This is a genomic window from Agromyces agglutinans, from assembly GCF_009647605.1.
GTDB classification, from domain to species: domain Bacteria; phylum Actinomycetota; class Actinomycetes; order Actinomycetales; family Microbacteriaceae; genus Agromyces; species Agromyces agglutinans.
The window spans coordinates 41,374-59,415 of sequence record NZ_WJIF01000007.1; the positions used below are offsets into that span (position 1 = coordinate 41,374).

The window sequence follows — 18,042 nt, forward strand, 5'->3', positions numbered from 1 at the left end:
CCGCCGCCCCGACCCATGCGGAAGGGGGTTGACGCACCGCACGGCCGTCAACCCCCTGCCCCCGGGCGCCGAACCCGCCGACACTGTCGGCATGAGAGCTGTCACCTGGCATGCGGCGCGCGACGTGCGCGTCACCGACGTTCCCGACCCCCGGATCCTCGAGCCCACCGACGCGATCGTGCGCGTCACCGCGACCGCGATCTGCGGCTCCGACCTGCACCTGATCGACGTGTTCGGGCCGTTCATGCACCGGGGCGACGTGCTGGGGCACGAGGCGATGGGCATCGTGGAGGAGGTCGGCGCTGCGGTGACCCGCGTGCGCGTGGGCGATCGCGTCGTCGTGCCGTTCGTCATCGCCTGCGGGCGGTGCCGGATGTGCGAACTCGGCCTGACCACCCAGTGCGAGACGACGCAGAACACCGAGCACGGCACCGGTGCCTCGCTCTACGGATACACCGAGCTCTACGGACAGGTGCCCGGTGGCCAGGCCGAGGCGATCCGCGTGCTGCTCGCCGACGCCAACCTGCGCGTCGTCGGCGCCGACCTGCCCGACGAGCGCTACCTCTTCCTGAGCGACATCCTGCCGACCGCCTGGCAGGCCGTGAAGTACGCGGGCGTCGAGCCCGGCGGCACGATCGGCATCCTCGGCCTCGGCCCGGTCGGCCAGCTCAGCGCGCGCGCCGCGCGCCTGCTCGGCCTGCGCGTGCTCGCCGTGGACCCGGTGGTCGAGCGGCGACTGATGGCCGAGCGCCACGGCGCCGAGGTGCACGGGCTCGACGACGCCGCCGAGGCGCTCGAGTGGTTCCGCCGGGGCACCGAGGGCCGCGGCCCCGACGCGGTCGTCGACGCCGTCGGCCTCGAGGCCCACGGCAATCCCGTGACCGCGCTCATGCAGAACGTCACGGGCTCGATGGCGGGCGGGGTCGCGAAGAGCGCGATGAAGCACCTGGGTGTCGACCGCATGGCCGCGCTCGACCTCGCGACCGAGGCGGTGCGCCGCGGCGGCACCGTGTCGGTGGCAGGCGTGTACGCCGGCGCCGTCGACCCCGTGAACCTCATGCGCATCTTCGACAAGCAGCTCACCATGCGGTTCGGCCAGTGCAACGTGCAGCGCTGGCTCGACGACCTCATCGGCCTCGCCGAACGGCCCGACGACCCGCTCGGGCTCGAGGACCTCGTCACGCATCCGGCCCCGCTCGAGCAGGCCGCCGAGATGTACGAGCTGTTCAAGCAGAAGTCGAGCGGATGCATCAAGGTGGTGTTGAAGCCCTGAGGCGTCGCCGTATCGTCCCGATCATGAGACGACGAGCGCGGCTCGTCGCCGGGGTCGCCGTCATCTCGCTGGCCGCCGGCCTGGGCGGCTGCGGACTGCAGATCCCCGCCGACCCGAACGGCACCCTGGACCGCGCGACCGGCGCCGAACTGCGGGTCGGCGCGTCGCCCGACGCGTCGCTCATCGAGGTGCGCGGCGACGACGTGTCGGGCGTGCTGGCCGAGGTCGTCGAGGCGTTCGCCGCGTCGATCGACGCCACCGTCGAATGGACCGTGGGCGGCGAGGAGCAACTCGTCACGGGCCTCGAGGAGGGCGAGCTCGACCTCGTGGTCGGCGGCATCACCGACGAGACACCGTGGCTCGATCGTGCCGGCGTCTCCCGCGGATACCCCGAGATGCCCGGCGCGAACGGCCGCACCATCGTGATGCTCGTGCCGCTCGGTGAGAACCGGTTCCTCAGCACGCTCGAGACGTTCCTCGACGAGGAGCTCGGCTGATGTCCCGATTCGGCCGAACCGACCTGCCGGAGGAGCAGGCCGTCGCCATGCGCAAGGCCGTGCGGATCGAGATCTTCACGATCTGCTACACGACCGTGACGATCGGCGTCGTCGCGCTCGTGCTCGGCAACTCCCAGGCCATGAAGACGGCCTGGGTCGAGGACATCCTCTCGCTCACGCCGCAGGTCGCGTTCCTCGTGGCGCTCATCTTCGTGCGCCGGCGTCCGACGAAGGCCCACCCCTTCGGCCTGCACCGCGCGATGAGCGTCGGCCACCTCGTGGCCGGCGTCGCCCTCTTCGTGGTCGGCACGACGCTCGCGTGGGAGGCGATCAGCGGTTTCCTGCGCGGCGACCATCCGACCATCGGCACGGTCGTGCTCTTCGGGTCGTCCGTCTGGCTCGGCTGGGTGATGATCGCGGTGATGGCGGTGATCGCGATCGGCCCCCCGTTCTACGGCCGATACAAGCTGAAACTCGCGAAACCGCTGCACAACAAGCTGCTCTATGCCGACGCCGACATGGCGAAGGCCGACTGGCAGACCAACGCCGCCTCGATCGTCGGGGTACTGGGCATCGGCGTCGGCCTGTGGTGGCTCGATGCCGCGGCTGCGCTGTTCATCTCGGTCGGCATCATCTGGGACGGCCTGCGCAACATGAAGACGGCCACGCTCGGACTCCTCGACAAGCGCGCCGCCACCTACGACGAGAAATCGGTTCATCCGCTCATCGCCGAGGTCGCATCGACGCTGCGTGCCCTGCCGTGGGTCGCGGATGCCGCCGTGCGGATGCGCGACCTCGGGCAGGTGTTCCACGTCGAGGCGTTCGTCGTGCCGACGGATCCGCGCACGCCGGTCGAGGCCTACGAGGCCGCGTCGCGCGCCGTCGCCGAACTCGACTGGAAGGTCGAGGACGTCGAGGTGATCCCCGTGAGCGTGCTCCCCGTCGAGGCCGACCGCGGCGTGCCCGACGACGGGGAACCGCATGCCGACGGCAGCGATGATGCGGATGCCACGGGCGCCGCCCGCGGCGGAGGCGGGCGATGACCGGGCCGCACGCCGCCGTCTCCTCGCTCGCCGCGCTGCGCGAACGACTCGGCGAAGAGCGGCTCTACGTGCGCTACTCGGAGGGCCCCGACGACGACCGCGCCGGGGGCTCCATCGACACCGAGAGCGGCCTCGAGCTGCCCGGCCTCTCGGTCAACCCGCTCGATCCCGAGCCGTGGTGGACGCGCCCGGTGGAGGACTGGCTCGCCCGCCAGCTGTGCCAGTACAAGCACCTGCGCGACCGCAATCCCGAGCGACGGGCCTGGCTGGTGTGCGGCGACGTGGTCGGTCGCGGACCCGACTGCGAGCCGCTGCTCGCCGACGCCGAGTTCCTCGCGGTCCTCGACGACGGCGTGCTGGCCGAGGCCGAACGCCGCTACCGCGATCACTTCGACGCCGGCCGCGGCCCCGAGTAGTCGGCGTCCGGCACCTTGCCGCGCAGCTCGGCCTCGAGCCGCTCCGCCTCGTCGCCGCTGACCGCCTCGCCGCGGGCGACCAGGCCCGCGACGTCCGACAGCGGGATCTCCTTCAGGAACAGCGACAGGACGAACGCGAGTCCGATGAACGGCAGCAGGTACCAGAAGACCGGCGCGAGCGCGTCGGCGTACGCGGTCACGATGTCGATGCGCACGGCCTCGGGCAGCGCGTCGAGGGTCGCCGGGTCCAGCGTCGCGGTCGCATTCGAGGCATCCGATGCGGATGCCCCGGCCGAGGTGAACACGTTCGTGAGGTTCTCGGTGAGCCGCGTGGTGAAGATGGTGCCGAACACCGCGGTGCCGAGCGCGGCCCCGACCTCGCGGAAGTAGTTGTTCGTGCTCGTCGCGGTGCCGAGCTGCGCGGCGGGCACCGCGTTCTGCACGACCAGCACCACGACCTGCATGATGAGGCCGAGACCCGCACCGAATACGAAGAGGTAGACGCAGATCAGCCAGATCGGCGTGTCGGCCGCGAGGGTCGTCATGGCGGTCATCGCGACGGCCGTCACGACGGTTCCGACGATCGGGTAGATCCGGTACCGGCCCGTCTTGCTGATCGCCGCTCCCGATGCGATCGACGTGCCCATGAGGCCGACCATCATGGGCAGCAGGAGGAGGCCGGACTCGGCCGCCGACGTGCCCGACGACATCTGCAGGAAGGTCGGCATGAACCCGATGGCCGCGAACATGCCGAGGCCCAGGGTGAGGCCGATCGCCGTCGCGTTCACGAAGATGGGGTTCTTGAACAGGCTGAGCGGGATGATCGGGTCGGCCGCGCGAGCCTCGGTGACGACGAACGCGATCGCCGCGGCGAGCAGGCCGACGCCCCACGCCCAGGTCTCCCACGCGTCCCAGCCGTGCTCGGCGTCGCCGCCGAAGTCGGTGAAGAAGATGAGGCAGGTCGTCGCGATCGAGAGGAACAGCACGCCGAGCACGTCGATCGGCAGGGTCGCCTTCTTCGTGGGGAGCTTCAGCGCGACGAGCGCGATGACGAAGGCCGCGATGCCGATGGGGATGTTGATGTAGAACGCCCACTGCCACGTGAGGTGGTCGACGAAGTACCCGCCGAGCAGCGGGCCGCCGACGGCCGCGAGGCCGAAGACCGCGCCGAGCGGGCCGAGGTACTTGCCTCGCTCGTTCGCCGGGACGATGTCGGCGATGATGGCCTGCGAGAGGATCATCAGGCCGCCGCCACCGAGCCCCTGGATGGCGCGGAACACGACGAACATCCAGAAGTCCGTGGCGAAGGCGCATCCGATGGAGGCGAGCGTGAACAGGGCGATGGCGACCAGGAAGAGCCCGCGGCGGCCGAGCACGTCGCCGAACTTGCCGTAGATCGGCATCACGATGGTGGTCGCGAGCAGGTACGCGGTCGTGATCCAGACCTGGTGCTCGACGCCGCCGAGCTCGCCGACGATCGTCGGCATCGCGGTCGACACGATGGTCTGGTCGAGGCTCGAGAGCAGCATGCCCGCGATGAGGGCGCCGAAGATGATCCAGATGCGGCGCTTGGTCAGGAGGAAGGGCGCGGCGGTCGCGTCGGCGACGCCGGAGGCGGTGGGGGCGGTCAAGCGTGGTTCCTTCGGATTCGGGTTCGGTGCCTGGGCTCGGTGCGTCGGTCAGGCGGTCAGGACGGTGCGAAGCGCCGCGACGGCGTCGGCCAGGGCGGCGGCGAAGTCGTCGGCGGTGCCGAGGTCGTGGAACTGCTCGCCGGTCATGCGCAGCGCCGTGGAGACGACCTGCACGACGGCGCGCACGTGCGGGTCGCGCGGCGAGGTACCCTCGCGCGTCGCGACGAGTTCGGCCAATTGCCCTTCGCGCTCACGGCTGACGTCGATGAACCGGGCGAGCAGCCGCGGTTCGCGGTCGATCGCCGCGACCAGGTCGGCGTGCTCGGCGACGTCGAAACCCGCCGCACGCGCGTGCTCGACCGCCAGCTCCAGCAGGTCGTCGACGGCCGATGACCAACCCCGGGAGTCCCGGCCGAGGAAGCGCTCGGCGTAGCGGCCGAACTCCTCGGCCTCGTCGAGGCCGATGACCGCCTCCTCCTTCGACGGGAAGTAGTTGAAGAAGGTGCGCCGGGAGACGCCGACCTCCTCGCAGAGCTGCTCGATCGTGAAGCCGTTCAGGCCGCGAACCGCGGTGAGCCGCCGCGAGACCGCCGTGATCCGCGAGGCGGTCGCGGCCATGCGGGCGGTCCGACCCGACGCGATTGCACTTTCCGACACGGAGTGCAGTATTGCACTGGTGCAGTCAGAGTGCAAAACGACAGGCGGCGGGGCTGGCATACTGGACCGCACGCTCCCGGGACCGGAGGACTGTCATGGCCGACCTGCTCGATCTCGCCCGCATCCACCTCGACGCCGCGCTCGCCGACGAGCACGGCCGCAGCGCCGAGCTCATCCTCCGCGACGGGCCGATGCGCCAGTCGATCATCGCCCTGCGATCGGGGGCCGAGCTCTCCGAGCACAACTCCCCCGCCGCGGCGAGCGTCCAGGTGCTGCAGGGCCGCGTTCGCGTGACCGGGCAGGACGTGACCGAGGTCGGCGCCGGCCGGCTGGACGTGCTGACCCATCACCGCCACGCCGTGCTCGCGCTCGAGGACTCCGTGTTCCTGCTCACGACCGTCACCGGCATCGACAGCACCGGCGGGCCCGAGCGGGCGCGCTGACGCGCGGCGCGGGCGCGGCCGGGCGCCCGGCGGATGCCCGCCCGGCGCGCGGCGCCGCGGGCTCCCTCCCCCGTCAGCCCGCGACGTGCGCCGCGTCGAGGTGCCGACGGGCTGCGCCGATGGCGAGGCGGGCGTGCTCCTTCGCGCCGACCTGCGCCACGAGCGTCGCGCGGGGGATCTCCAGCGCGAACGGGATGCCGGCCGGGAGCGCCGCGAGGATGCCGTGCAGGTCGAGGTCGCCCTCGCCCGGGAACAGCCGCTCGAATCGCGCGGTGTGGATCAGCCCTGCCGTGGTCGCGGGGATCTCGCCGGGCGCGTCGCACACGTGGGCGTAGTGGAACCACTCCGCGGGAAGCTCACGCAGGTCGTCGACGCTCGACCGCGACCGCGCGAAGTGCAGGGCGTCGATGAGCAGACCCGCATTGGGCTGGTCGGCCGCCCGGAGCACCCGCACGGCCTCGGCGAGGTTCGGGGTCTCCGTCCACGAGGGGAACTCGAGGTCGATGGTGAGGCCGAGCGGCTGCGCCATCCGGCACAGCTCGGCGAAGCGGTCGGTCTTGCGCGCGAAGTCCGAGTCGGGCAGTTGCGTGATGACGTGGCGAGCGCCGAGCTCGGCGCCGGCCTCGAGGAAGCGCAGGTAGTCGCGAGGGTCGTCTCCCGACGTGATGCGTGCCAGCTCGACATCGAGGACCTCCACTCCGGTCGCGGCGAGGTGCGTCTTGGTGGCTCGCATGAGCGCCGGGTCGTACGCCAGCGGGTAGTGCGGCTCCTGCGGCGTGACCCTCGTCATGCGCAGGCCCACGTAGCGGTAGCCCGCGGCCGCGGCGGCGTCGACGAGCTCGGGCGGCGACAGGCTCAGCGCCGTCAGGTGCGCGAGCGAGTAGTCGTGCCGCGGCTCGATCGCGGGCTCGGTCGGTGCGCTCGCGAGCATGCGCAGCCGCTGCCGACGGTGCGCGGCCATGCGCAACGGAACGCTGCGCGGGTCGCCGAGTCCGTCGTAGCCGTCGACGCGCTGGACCACCTCGAAGAACACGCGCGAGCCGAGCATCTCGGTGAAGAGATGCAGGTACTCGCCGCGTTCGTCGCGGTCGTAGAGGATCGAGTGCTCGCGGAGCCGGTCGACGAACCCGGAGGGCAGGTCGAGCCGGGCGTCGAGGTCGTCGTAGTAGTTGTCGGGGATCTCGAGGATGGGCGCCCCGCGCTCGCGCAGGGCGTGCGCGCAGGCGATCAGGTCGTCCGTCGCGAAGGCGACGAGCTGCGGGCTCGACACCCCCGGCGACCAGTCGCCGCGTCGGAGCGGCGTCGTGCTCAGCGCGATTCGCACGTGCCGGCCGGGATCGCTCGCCGACCAGGTGCGGATGAGTCCGAACGGGGCCGTGACCTCCGAGGAATCGCCCGGCACGAGCCCGAGGACGGTGCGCAGGAACAGGGCGGACTGGTCGAAGTCGTCGATCGACTCCGTGATCGCCACGTGGTCGATCCCGCGCAGCAGCGGTGATTCGCGTGGGGGTTCCCCGGTCGGATCGAAGTCCTCGAGCCACGAGCCCTCCCCCGCTGCCGCGCAGAAGAACAGCGCCGTGCCGTCGGGCGTGGCCACCGAGCCGAGGTCGGTCTCGTCCGGCCGGCGAGAACGGACGAGCCTCGGCGCGAGCAGGCTCTCGGCTCGCCGCATCGACGCGGCCGGATCCGCGGTCTCGACGGCGAGCGCCGAGATCGACGCCGTGGCCGGGGCGACCGATCGATCGGGTGCGAGGTTCAGCAGCACCCGCGCGCCGCCCTGTTCCCACAGGTCGACGGCCTTCGAGCGATGCTGCCCGGTCCGCGCGAAGCCGAGGGCGCCGAGGGCACGCGAGACCAGCGGGCCGGATACCTCGTCGACGGCGAATTCGGCGAACGCGAAGCCGCCCAGCGGCGGGGCCGGCGGAAGGCCCTCGCCGATCGCGATCCGCTCGGGCGCCGCGGGGTGCCCTCCTGCCGTCGGCCGGCCGGATGCGGCCACCGCCTCGGCGAGCGCACGCATCGAGCGCATGGCGTCGGTGGCGGCGTGGCGGGGATCCTCCTGCTGGTAGACGTCGTTGAACACCTCGAGCGCGATCGGCCCGGCGTATCCGGCCGAGAGGAGCCGGCCGAGGAACCCGGCGACATCGAGCGAACCCTGGCCGGGGAACAGGCGGGAGTGCAGGCTCCACTCCCGCACGTCGGGGTTCCGCCGCGGGGCATCCGCGAGTTGCACGTGGAAGACCCGGGCGACGTCGACCTCGTCGACGGCGGCGGGATCGTTCCGCGTCGAGAGCACGTGGAAGCTGTCGAGGCACAGGCCCAGCGCGGCGTGGTCCACCTGCCGGACGAGACGTGCGGCATCACGATGGGTGCGGACGCGCCCCCATGGCACGGCCTCGTAGGCGAGGCGGATGCCGCGAGCCTCGGCCCGCTCGGCGAGGTCGTGGAGCTGCGAGGCGGCGAGCCCGTCGTCGTCGAGGCCGTCCTCGCTCCTGGTCGAGCAGCACACCAGCACGCCCGCGCCGAGCTCGGTCAGCACGTCGAACTTCCGCTCGGCGCGGCGCAGCGTCGCCGCGAATCGATCGGTGGGGACCGCCTCGACGTGGAACGGCTGGTAGGCCCCGATCGACAGCCCGAGATCCTCGGCCTCGCGGGCGAGCCGTGCCGGCGACCACGACGACATGACGAGGTCGTACTCGAGCAGCTCGATGCCGGCGAAGCCGGCCGCCGCCGCCGCGCGCAGCTTGTCCTCGAGCGTTCCCGACAGGCACACGGTCGAGATGGATGGCTCGGGTATTCCGGATACGACGTTCATGTGCAGCCGCCTGTCGATCGGTGGACTCGGGCGCCGGGCGTGCGTCAGGGCGTCGCGACGTGCTCGATCGCCTCGCCGGGCGAGTAGATGTCGAGGATGTTCCAGTGGCCCGCCGTCGGGGTCGGCACGTTGACCATCGACACGTCGATCACGACCGGCCTGCCGAGCGCGATGGCGCGCTCGAGCGCCGGCTTGAACTCGGCCGCCGACTCGACCCTGATGCCGGTGACGCCGTACGCCTCCGCGATCGCCGCGAAGTCGGTGTACATGGGATCGTCGGCGGTGCCGAACACCGTGCCGTAGGTGGTGTCGAAGGCGGCCTTCTCGAGCCCCGCGATCGTGCCGAACGCGTTGTTGTTCATCACGACCCAGACGCACGCGACGTCCTGCTCGCGCGCGGTGGCGAGTACCGCCGGGTTCTGCCCGAATCCGCCGTCGCCGACGAGGGAGACGACGACCCGATCGGGGCATGCGATCTTCGCCCCGACGGCTGCGGGCGCACCGAAACCCATCGTGGCGAACCCGCCAGGGGTGAGGAAGGTGCCCGGGGTGAGGATGTCGAACTGCTGTCCGACGCCGTTCTTGTTCCAGCCCACGTCGGTCGTGATGATCGCGTCCGGCGGCAGCACCTCGCGCGTCTCGGAGAGGATCCGCTCGGGCCGCATCGGCCAGGCATCCGACACCTGGGCTTCGGCGTTGCGCCGCTTCACGGTGTCGCGGTTCTCGGCGATCCGCGCGAGCAGGTCGTCGCGCGCCACGCCCGCCGGGGCGAGGCGACGGGCGACGCGCACGAGCGTCGCCAGCGCCGACTTGAGGTCTGCCAGCGCGCCGATCTCGAGGGGGTAGTTGCGCCCGAGCTCGGCCGGGTCGATGTCGATCTGCATGAGCCGGGTCGCCGGGATGTCGAAGGTGTACTCGGCGTACCACGAGCTCGAGTCGGCCTCCGCGAACCGGGTTCCCAATGCGAGGATCCAGTCCGCCTGCCGCGTCGTGTCGTTGGTGAACGCCGTGCCCCAGAACCCCGTCATGCCGAGCACCAGGGGGCTGTCGTCGGGCAGGGCGCCCTTGCCCATGAGGCTGTGGGCGACCGGCAGCGACAGGAGCCCGGCGAACTCGGCGAGCTCGGCGGCCGCATCGGCGGCGACGATGCCGCCGCCGACGTAGAGCACGGGACGCTCGGCATCGAGGAGGTGCTGCACGATGCGCTCGGCGACCGCCTCGTCGAGCCCGGGCTTCGCGAGCGAGCGCGTGTTGCCGATGGCGCGGTCGAACCGCTCGACGTCGATCTCCGCCGAGAAGACGTCCATCGGCACGTCGACGAGCACCGGACCCGGGCGCCCGCTCTCAGCGAGCGCGAACGCCTTGTCGAGCACCTCGGCGATGAGATGCGGCTGGTCCACGCGCCACGCACGCTTCACGAACGGCCGGTAGATCTCGTACTGGGAGGCATCCGCGTGGAGGTTGATCTCCTGGTGCGGATGCTTCCCGAAGTAGTGCGTCGGCACATCGCCCGCGATGACGACCATGGGGATCGAGTCGAGCGCGGCGTTCGCCACGCCCGTCGCGGCGTTCGTCAGGCCGGGGCCGAGGTGGGTCAACACGACGCCCGTGCGCTTGGCCGCACGCGCGTACCCGTCGGCCGCGTGCGCCGCGATCTGCTCGTGACGCACGTTCACGAAGGAGATGCGGTCGCTCTGCTCGAGCGCGGCGAGCAGCGCGATGTTCGTGTGCCCGCACAACCCGAACACGACCTCGACGTCGCGGGCTTCCAGGTAGCGGACGATCTGGTTGGACACCAGGTCCTTCATGTGGGTCTCCTTCATGGTTCGCGTTCGTGCGGGACCGGTCGGCGTGCCGGCCCCGTGTACGTGTAGCCGATGCGCTTGGGCACCGGGCCCTTGATGCGGCCGCCCTGCGACATCTGCTCGACGGCGTGGGCGAGGATGCCCACCGAGCGCGCGAGGATGAAGACGCCGCGCCCGAGCTCGGGGGTCAGCCCGAGTTCGCAGTAGATGATCGCCGTGACGCCGTCGACGTTCATGGGGATGCGCTCGGCGCGGCCGGCGCTGATCGCGTCTTCGACCGCACGCCCGATCGCCGCGAAGCGGCCGTCGATCACGCCGTCGGATGCCGCGTCGTCGACGAGCGAGAGCAGTCGCGGCGTGCGCGGGTCGAGCGGGTGGAACCGGTGGCCGAACCCGGGGAAGTACCGCACGCCCGCGTCGCGGTGGCGCTGGAGGACGAGGGCGGTCGCCTCGCCGACCTCGTCCGAGCGGCCGAGTTCGGCGTCGATCTCGAGGTACAACTCCATGCACTGCTGGCCGGGCCCGCCGTGCACGTCGCCGAGCACGTTGATCGCCGACGCCATCGCACCGTTGACCGGCACCCCGCAGGTCGTCGCCATCCGGGCGATCGCGATGGAGGGTGCCTGGGGGCCGTGATCGACGGATGCCACGAGTGCGGCCTCGAACAGCTCGGTCTCCGCGCGCGAAGGCAGTTCGCCTCGGAGCATCAGCCAGATCGCATCGACGAAGCCGACGGTGCCGATGAGCTCCTGGATGGGGTACCCACGCAGCGCGATCTCGCCGGGGCTGATGTCGATGAGGTCGGTGCGCCACCATCCGCGCGCCTCGTCGACGAGGTCCTGCGCGGGCTCGCCCGTCACCGGATCGGCCCCGTCGCCGCGGTCGGCCGGCGCGCTCACGGCGCGGCCATGGCGTCGGCCGACTCGAGCGCCGCATCGTAGAACTCCCCGAACAGCTCCTCGTCGGACGGGCGATCCTCGGCGATGATGCGCGAGACCCACGTCGTGTTGAGGTAGTGCCTGAGCGAGACGTTCTCGGAGGTGATGTTGCCGCCCCAGGTGCCGCAGCCCATCGACGAGGTCATCGGCATGCCGTTCGTGAACGATCCGGCGTTCGCCTTCGAGTTCGGCTGGCGGACCATGATGCGCGACACCGGCATGTGCCGGGCGAAGTAGTCGATGTGCGCGTCGTCGGTCGACGCGATGCCGCACGAGTGGCCCTTGCCGCCGATGTCGTAGAGCCGCTTGGCCAGTTCGACGCCGTCCTCGAAGCCGCCCTCGTAGGCGTGCACGGCCATGAGGGTCGTGAGCTTCTCCTTGCAGAACTGGCGATCCTCGCCGATGCCGTCGCCCTCGACGACGATGAACCGGCTCGCCTCGGGGATCTCGAATCCCGCCGCGGCCGCGAGCGCCTGCGGCGAGACCGCCACGGTGTCCGGCAGGCGATGCCCGTCGGCATCCCACATCACCGCCTGGAGCGCCGCGCGCTGGTCGGCCGTCGCGAGGTACCCGCCCTCCGCCTGCAGGGCGTCGAGCATGTCGCGGTACCTCGCCGCCGGCACGATCACGTTGCCGTCGGCGGAGCATCCCGAACCGAAGTCCGAGGTCTTCGAGAGCATGCAGTTGCGAGCCGTCTCCCGGAGGTCGGCGGTCTCGTCGACGAACTCGGTCGCATTGCCCGCACCCACGCCGTACGCGGGCGTTCCCGAGCTGTACGCCGCGCGCACGAGCCCCTGGCCGCCCGTGGCGATCACGAGGTCGGAGCGCCGCATGATCTCCTGGCTCGCCGTGAGGCTCGGCAGCGTGATGCACTGCAGGATGTCGGCCGGGGCGCCCTCCGCCTCGAGGGCCTCGCGCATGAGGCGGACCGTCTCGAGGGTCGTGCGCCTGGACCGCGGGTGCGGCGAGAACACCACGACGTCGCGCGCCTTGATGGCGTAGATCGCGTTCCCCGCGGGCGTGAGATCCGGATTGGTCGTGGGGACGACGCATCCGATGACGCCGACGGGCTTGCCGTACTTGACGAGCCCCTTCTCGATGTCCTCCTCGATCACGCCGACCGACGGGCTGCGCAGCGCGTCGCGCAGGACGCCCCGGATCTTCATGCGCTTGTTCATGCGGCTGCCGAAGTCGCCGAGGCCGGACTCCTCGATGCCCATCTCGACCAGCCGGTGGAACGCCGACCGGTTCGCCACCGCCCAGGCGACGGCCCGGATCAACCGGTCGACGCGGGCCTGGTCGTACGTCTCGATGACGGCGAGCGCGGCTCGCGCGCGGGCGAACACGTCATCGAGCTCCGCCTCCTGTTCGGGCGACAGGGGTTTGGATGCTGAAGCGGCCATGACAACTCCGTCCGTGGGCGATGGTGCCGACTGTCCGCATGCTAGGCAGACGCCGCGACCGCCGACAAAGCGTGTCCCATTGGGCAGAAACGGTGCCGGCGAGACGATGCCGCGCGCCTCCCGGCGGATGCGGTTGTACCACTCGGTGGGCCGCGCGGTTGTCCGCTCCGCACCGCGGGGTTAGCGTCCGAGCGCCGGGAGGGCGCGAGTCCATCCGGCGCCGGATCAACGACGATCGAGGAGTCATAGGGATGCGCACACGACTGACCACGAGGTTGGGCGTCGCCGGGATCGGGGCACTGCTGGTGCTCTCCGTGACCGCGTCGCCCGCATACGGGCAGGTGGGATCGGCCGAGCCGGTCCCGCCCGCGGGCCTGACCGGCCTCGAGCCGACGGGGGCGGACATGCCGACCGTCGGCGGCAACCTCGGCAACCAGCACTATTCGGGACTGACGCAGATCACGAAGGAGAACCTGCCGGAGCTCGCGCCCGTGTGGCGGACGCACGTCTCCGCGGTCGCGCCGGCATCCGATGACACGGGCCAGCAGACGACCCCGATCGTCGTCGACGGCGTGATCTACCTCGACACGCCGAGCGGCGGGGTGATCGCGGTGGACGGGGCGTCGGGTGCGCCGATCTGGAAGTGGGAGAACGACGTCTACGGCCTCTCCGGCACGCGCCGCGGCGTCTCGGCCGGCGACGGCAGGATCTTCACCCTCGCGGGCGACAACCACGTCGTCGCCCTCGACGCCGCGACGGGCGAGGAGGTCTGGGCAGTGCAGCCCGCCGGCCCGAGGGCGAGGACCTCGGGCGCGTCGGCAAGGTCGCGACCGTGTACTTCGACGGCATCGTGTACGCGCACGCCGCCGACGGCGACCGCGGGGCCGTGGTCGCGCTCGATGCGACCGACGGCTCCTACCTCTGGCACTTCTTCGGCGGGCCCAAGCGCGGCCAGCAGTTCACGGGCGTCGACGGCGTCACGTTCGACGCGTCGGCGACGTGGGGGCCGGTGCTGCCCGACGGCACCGACTGCGCCGAGGAGGGCGGTGCGACGTCGTGGATGCACGGCGCCGTGGACCCCGAGCTCGGCATGTACTACATGACCTTCGGCAACGCGCGCAGCTGCACCTCCTCGCAGAACGGGTCGCTGCGGCCCGGTGACAACCTCTTCTCGAGCACGATGGTCGCCGTCGACGCCGCGACCGGCGACTACAAGTGGCACTACCAGTCCATCCGGCACGACGTGTGGGACATGGACAACGTGCACCCGCCGACCCTGGCCGACATCGAGGTCGGCGGCGAGGAGCGGAAGGTCGTGTTCTACGGCAGCAAGTCGGGCCACCAGTTCGTGCTCGACCGCACGAACGGCCAGCCCGTGCTGCCCGTGGTCGACCAGGCCATGATCACCGACTCGCGGCAGAACCACGCGACGACCCAGCCGTTCCCCGAGACCCGGCTGCTGCCGGAGTGCCTCGTCTGGGAGAAGCTCGATCCGGCGAACATCCCCGGCGATCCGTGGCGCGGCGTGCCGAACTACAACGGCTACCAGCCCGACGCCGAGGGTGACCTCGTGTTCGACCCGGACAGCTACGTCGCCGTCGACGAGCCGTTCCTCACCTACCCCGACGGGCACCCCTCGGGCCACCGCGAGGGCTGCATGTACGACCCGCAGTGGGATGTGCCGATCCTGTCGACCACCAGCCAGAACGGCGGCGGCGACTGGTCGAACCACTCGTACAGCCACAGCACGAACCTCGTGTACTTCCCCTACGGCACGAACCCCGTGGCGCACTACAACGGCGCATCCGCGAACGGGCTGCGGGCGATCGGCCAGTACCAGACGGGCGGCATCCTCGCGTACGACGCCTCGACGGGCGAGGTCGCGTGGACCAACCACCTCGGCACGGACATGTCGCACGGCCAGGGACCGCTCACCACGGCGTCCGACCTGCTGTTCGTCGGCCAGATCGGCGGTGAGCTGCTGGCGATGGATGCCACGGACGGCGACGTGCTCTGGGACTTCCAGACCGGCTCGGGGATCGCGTCGGCTCCCGTCACCTACGAGGTCGACGGCGAGCAGTACGTGGCCGTGTTCGCGGCCGGGTCGACGAACCCGTACGGCGGGTCGGTCACGCAGGGCGACTCGCTCTGGGCGTTCAAGCTCGGCGGCACGTACACCACGGAGTCGGGCAGCCAGGAGGGGCCGGACACGGCGCCGCTGTCGATCCGCCGTCCGGTCGGAGGTGCGGCCGTCGAGGGCGAGACCGTCGGCAACACGGTGCTCCTCGCGCGATCCAGTCGCACCGCCGACACCGCGGCGGCGCGAGACAGCGTGTCGACGAACGGGATGCAGCCCACGCACCTGCGCGTGCCGGTCGGCACCACGGTGACCTTCCGCAATCCCGGAGCCGAGACGTTCCCGGGCTTCCCCAACCTGAAGCCGCACTGCGCGACGCAGTTCTTCGAGGGCGAGTTCAACGTCGAGCTGCAACCGGGAGAGACGTACGAGCACACCTTCGACCGTGCCGGCGAGTACTTCTTCAACGACTGCACCGACCCGCGGCCGACGGGCAAGATCGAGGTCTACCTGGAGCCGCAGGACCAACCGGGCGCACTCCGGTTCACGCCGTCACGGCTCGAACTCGGTTCGGACACGGGCCTGTTCACCGGCGTCGACGGCACCGTCTCGGCGCACTTCGAGCTGCCGCCGGGGTACCGGTACGACGGCGGCGCGGTGCTGCTCGCCCCGCTCTCGGCGACGCCCGTCGAGGCATCCAAGGTGACGGCGAACAAGAACCGCGCCATCGTCAGGTTCGACGCCGCGGACGTCGACAACAACGTGCCCGAGGGCGAGACGACCCTCACCGTGCGCTTGGAGGTGCTGAACCCCGACGGAGTCCAGGAGCAGCTCGTCTCGAGTGCGACGGTGACCGTCGTCAAGTAGCCGTTCCGACCCGCAGCCGATCCGCCTCCGTCGTGCGCGACGGGGGCGGATCGGTGCGTGCGCCGCGTGTCCCATTCGGCGAGACTCGACTTTGCACGCCCCCGATCGCAGTCCAGAGTCGCAGGGGCAGCGATGTGCGCGAGCACGCCCGAGCCCCGCATCAACAGAGAGGTTGACCATGCACGCTGAGTCCGCGGCGGTGACGCCATGACCGACAGGGAACCCGGGCAGGAGCCCGAGGACGGCGGGTCGGACGAGCGCGACCAGCCCACTCGCAAGGCCTCTGAGGCCGCTCTCGGCGATTCGATCTTCCCGCACACCGACACGTTCTACTCGGGGCCCGAGCTGAACAAGGGCGTGCCCGCCGACCCCCTGTTCATCCGGGTGCTCTCGCGCATCGAGATCACGATCGGCATCGCCCTCTTCGCCCTCATCGTCTTCGGCGTCATGTACCAGGTGCTCGGCCGGTACGTCCCGTCGATCGGCTGGGTCGGCGCCGGCGAGGTCGCCCTCATGTCGATGATCGCGATGACCTTCATCACGACCGGGTACCTCGTCGGTCGCAACGGCCACATCGTGCTCGAGATCTTCGACGAACTGCTCGCCGGACGACGGCTCTTCGTCGTCCTGCGGGTCGTCTCCGCGGTCATCATGGTCGCCACGAGCCTCGCCCTCGCGTACGAGGCCTACGTGAAGATCGATGCCGAGTGGGGCCGGCTGAGCGCGGCGATGCACGTGCCGGTCGGCACCCTGTACCTGTTCGCGCTCGTCGGCTTCCTGTCGGCGGCGATCCACTCGGCCTTCAAGATCCCGTACGCGAACCGACCGGAGCGCAAGCTCGACATCAGCGAGATGGAAGGCTGACCTTGGACCTCTGGCTCTACATCCTGCTGTTCGTCGTCCTGCTCCTGCTGCGCGTGCCCGTCGCCTTCTCGATGATCGCGGCGAGCATGCTGTACTTCTACAGCCACAACCTCTCGGCGGGCTACGCGATCTCGTCCGTCGTGAACGGCATCAACAGCTTCCCGCTCCTCGCCGTGCCCCTGTTCATCTTCGTCGGCACCGTCGCCAACCAGCTCGGCATCGCGACGCGCCTGTACGACCTCGCGCGCGCGGCCCTGCCCCGCCTCCGGGGCAACCTCGCCTACGTCAACCTCGGCACCGCCATCGGGTTCTCCTGGATCAGCGGTTCGGCACTCGCCGATGCCGCCTCGACGAGCAAGGTGCAGATCCCGCAGATGCTCAAGGCGGGGTATCCCTACGGGTTCTCGGCCGGCCTCACCGCGTCGGGTTCGCTCATGAGCACCGTCATGCCGCCGAGCATCCCGGCCGTGCTCTTCGCGGCGACCGCCTCGATCTCGACCGGTGCCCTGTTCGCGGGCTCGATCATCCCGGCCATGCTCATGGCACTCGGGCTCGCCGCCTACGTATTCATCTGGGTGCGACGCCACCCCGATGTCGCGAAACGGCAGCCGTTCGTCGGATCGATGCTCGGCAAGGCGGCCGTCCGCGTGATCGGGCCCGCGATGCTGCCGGTCATCATCCTGGGCGGCATCTTCAGCGGCTGGTTCACCCCGACCGAGAGCGCGGGCATCGCCGCGGTCTACATGCTGGTCCTCGGCGCGATCTACCGCACGCTCACCTGGCGCGTGTTCTGGAACGCGGCCAAGGAGACGGTCGTCATCTCGGCCGGCATCCTGCTCATCCTCGGGGCATCCAACCTGATGGGACAGGTGCTCGCTCGCGAGCAGGTCTCGCGCAACCTGGGCGAGTGGCTGACGGGATTCACCGACAATCCGATCGTGTTCCTGCTGATGCTGAACGTCCTGCTGATCCTGCTGGGCATCCCGCTCGAGGCGCCGCCCGTGATCCTGGTGCTCGTGCCCATCCTCATGCCGATCGTCGCGCAGTTCGGCATCGACCCGGTGCAGCTGGGTGTGATCATGATCCTGAACCTCATGATCGGGTCGCTGACGCCACCGGTCGGCGCGGTCCTGTTCGTCGTCGGCTCCATCACCCGAAGGCCGATGGGAGAGCTGTTCCGCGGCATCCTGCCGTTCCTCATCCCCCTCGGCGTCGTGCTGCTGCTCCTGACGCTGTTCCCCGTGATCGTGACGAGCCTGCCGACGCTGCTCGGCCTGATGTAGCCGTGTTCCGGATGCCACGCCAGGCGCCTT

14 protein-coding genes and 1 pseudogene are annotated in these 18,042 nt (G+C 70.7%); 9 read left to right on the forward strand and 6 right to left on the reverse strand.

Annotated elements, in window-relative coordinates; genetic code table 11:
• Positions 1–91: 91 nt before the first annotated feature.
• From GE115_RS12335 to GE115_RS12350, 4 genes are read left to right on the forward strand one after another with little or no spacing between them, the layout of a single operon-like run.
• A complete protein-coding gene (locus GE115_RS12335; RefSeq protein WP_153685096.1) occupies positions 92–1,273 on the forward strand; it encodes an alcohol dehydrogenase catalytic domain-containing protein in 1,182 nt (393 codons plus the stop codon).
• A gap of 23 nt (positions 1,274–1,296) precedes the next feature.
• Positions 1,297–1,770: a type 2 periplasmic-binding domain-containing protein gene (locus tag GE115_RS12340; RefSeq protein ID WP_153685097.1), complete on the forward strand. Its 474-nt coding sequence runs from the start codon at positions 1,297–1,299 to the stop codon at positions 1,768–1,770.
• Entirely contained in the window at positions 1,770–2,813 is a 1,044-nt protein-coding gene (locus GE115_RS12345) for a cation diffusion facilitator family transporter (RefSeq protein ID WP_153685098.1), read from the forward strand. Before GE115_RS12340 ends, GE115_RS12345 begins: the two co-directional genes overlap by 1 nt.
• Entirely contained in the window at positions 2,810–3,229 is a 420-nt protein-coding gene (locus tag GE115_RS12350; RefSeq protein WP_153685099.1) for a DUF6098 family protein, read from the forward strand. The genes GE115_RS12345 and GE115_RS12350 overlap by 4 nt, the downstream gene beginning before the upstream one ends.
• On the opposite strand, the gene GE115_RS12355 is transcribed toward GE115_RS12350, so the two are convergent.
• Together GE115_RS12355 and GE115_RS12360 are read right to left on the reverse strand one after the other, a co-directional pair.
• A complete protein-coding gene (locus GE115_RS12355; protein WP_153685100.1) occupies positions 3,199–4,860 on the reverse strand; it encodes an MDR family MFS transporter in 1,662 nt (553 codons plus the stop codon). The genes GE115_RS12350 and GE115_RS12355 overlap by 31 nt on opposite strands.
• 48 nt (positions 4,861–4,908) lie before the next feature.
• Positions 4,909–5,517, reverse strand: a complete 609-nt coding sequence (locus GE115_RS12360; RefSeq protein ID WP_172979887.1) for a TetR/AcrR family transcriptional regulator — start codon at positions 5,515–5,517, stop codon at positions 4,909–4,911.
• A 95-nt stretch (positions 5,518–5,612) separates the two neighbouring features.
• Between GE115_RS12360 and GE115_RS12365 the strand changes: the two genes are divergently transcribed.
• On the forward strand, positions 5,613–5,960 hold the full coding sequence (locus GE115_RS12365) for a cupin domain-containing protein (RefSeq protein WP_153685102.1): 348 nt from the start codon (positions 5,613–5,615) through the stop codon (positions 5,958–5,960).
• A 73-nt stretch (positions 5,961–6,033) separates the two neighbouring features.
• On the opposite strand, the gene GE115_RS12370 is transcribed toward GE115_RS12365, so the two are convergent.
• The 4 genes from GE115_RS12370 to GE115_RS18925 are packed head-to-tail and all read right to left on the reverse strand — an operon-like array spanning position 6,034 to position 12,921.
• A complete protein-coding gene (locus tag GE115_RS12370; protein WP_153685103.1) occupies positions 6,034–8,775 on the reverse strand; it encodes a TIM barrel protein in 2,742 nt (913 codons plus the stop codon).
• A 44-nt stretch (positions 8,776–8,819) separates the two neighbouring features.
• On the reverse strand, positions 8,820–10,583 hold the full coding sequence (locus GE115_RS12375; RefSeq protein WP_153685104.1) for a thiamine pyrophosphate-binding protein: 1,764 nt from the start codon (positions 10,581–10,583) through the stop codon (positions 8,820–8,822).
• A gap of 11 nt (positions 10,584–10,594) precedes the next feature.
• Positions 10,595–11,479: a citryl-CoA lyase gene (locus tag GE115_RS18920; protein ID WP_312855132.1), complete on the reverse strand. Its 885-nt coding sequence runs from the start codon at positions 11,477–11,479 to the stop codon at positions 10,595–10,597.
• A complete protein-coding gene (locus tag GE115_RS18925) occupies positions 11,476–12,921 on the reverse strand; it encodes an aldehyde dehydrogenase family protein (RefSeq protein ID WP_153685105.1) in 1,446 nt (481 codons plus the stop codon). The genes GE115_RS18920 and GE115_RS18925 overlap by 4 nt, the downstream gene beginning before the upstream one ends.
• 404 nt (positions 12,922–13,325) lie before the next feature.
• On the opposite strand from GE115_RS18925, the pseudogene GE115_RS19365 reads away from it, so the two are divergent.
• The 4 genes and pseudogenes from GE115_RS19365 to GE115_RS12405 form a co-directional block, all read left to right on the forward strand.
• Positions 13,326–13,730: pseudogene (locus tag GE115_RS19365) on the forward strand (outer membrane protein assembly factor BamB family protein); the annotation flags it as partial.
• A 23-nt stretch (positions 13,731–13,753) separates the two neighbouring features.
• Positions 13,754–15,865, forward strand: a complete 2,112-nt coding sequence (locus GE115_RS19265; RefSeq protein WP_153685107.1) for an outer membrane protein assembly factor BamB family protein — start codon at positions 13,754–13,756, stop codon at positions 15,863–15,865.
• Positions 15,866–16,072: 207 nt separating this feature from the next.
• Positions 16,073–16,729 (forward strand): TRAP transporter small permease, encoded by a 657-nt coding sequence (locus GE115_RS12400; RefSeq protein WP_153685108.1) that lies wholly within the window; start codon positions 16,073–16,075, stop codon positions 16,727–16,729.
• A 2-nt stretch (positions 16,730–16,731) separates the two neighbouring features.
• The gene (locus GE115_RS12405; RefSeq protein WP_153685109.1) at positions 16,732–18,012 is read left to right on the forward strand and encodes a TRAP transporter large permease; all 1,281 of its coding nucleotides are present in this window, start codon (positions 16,732–16,734) and stop codon (positions 18,010–18,012) included.
• The last annotated feature ends 30 nt before the right edge of the window (positions 18,013–18,042 follow it).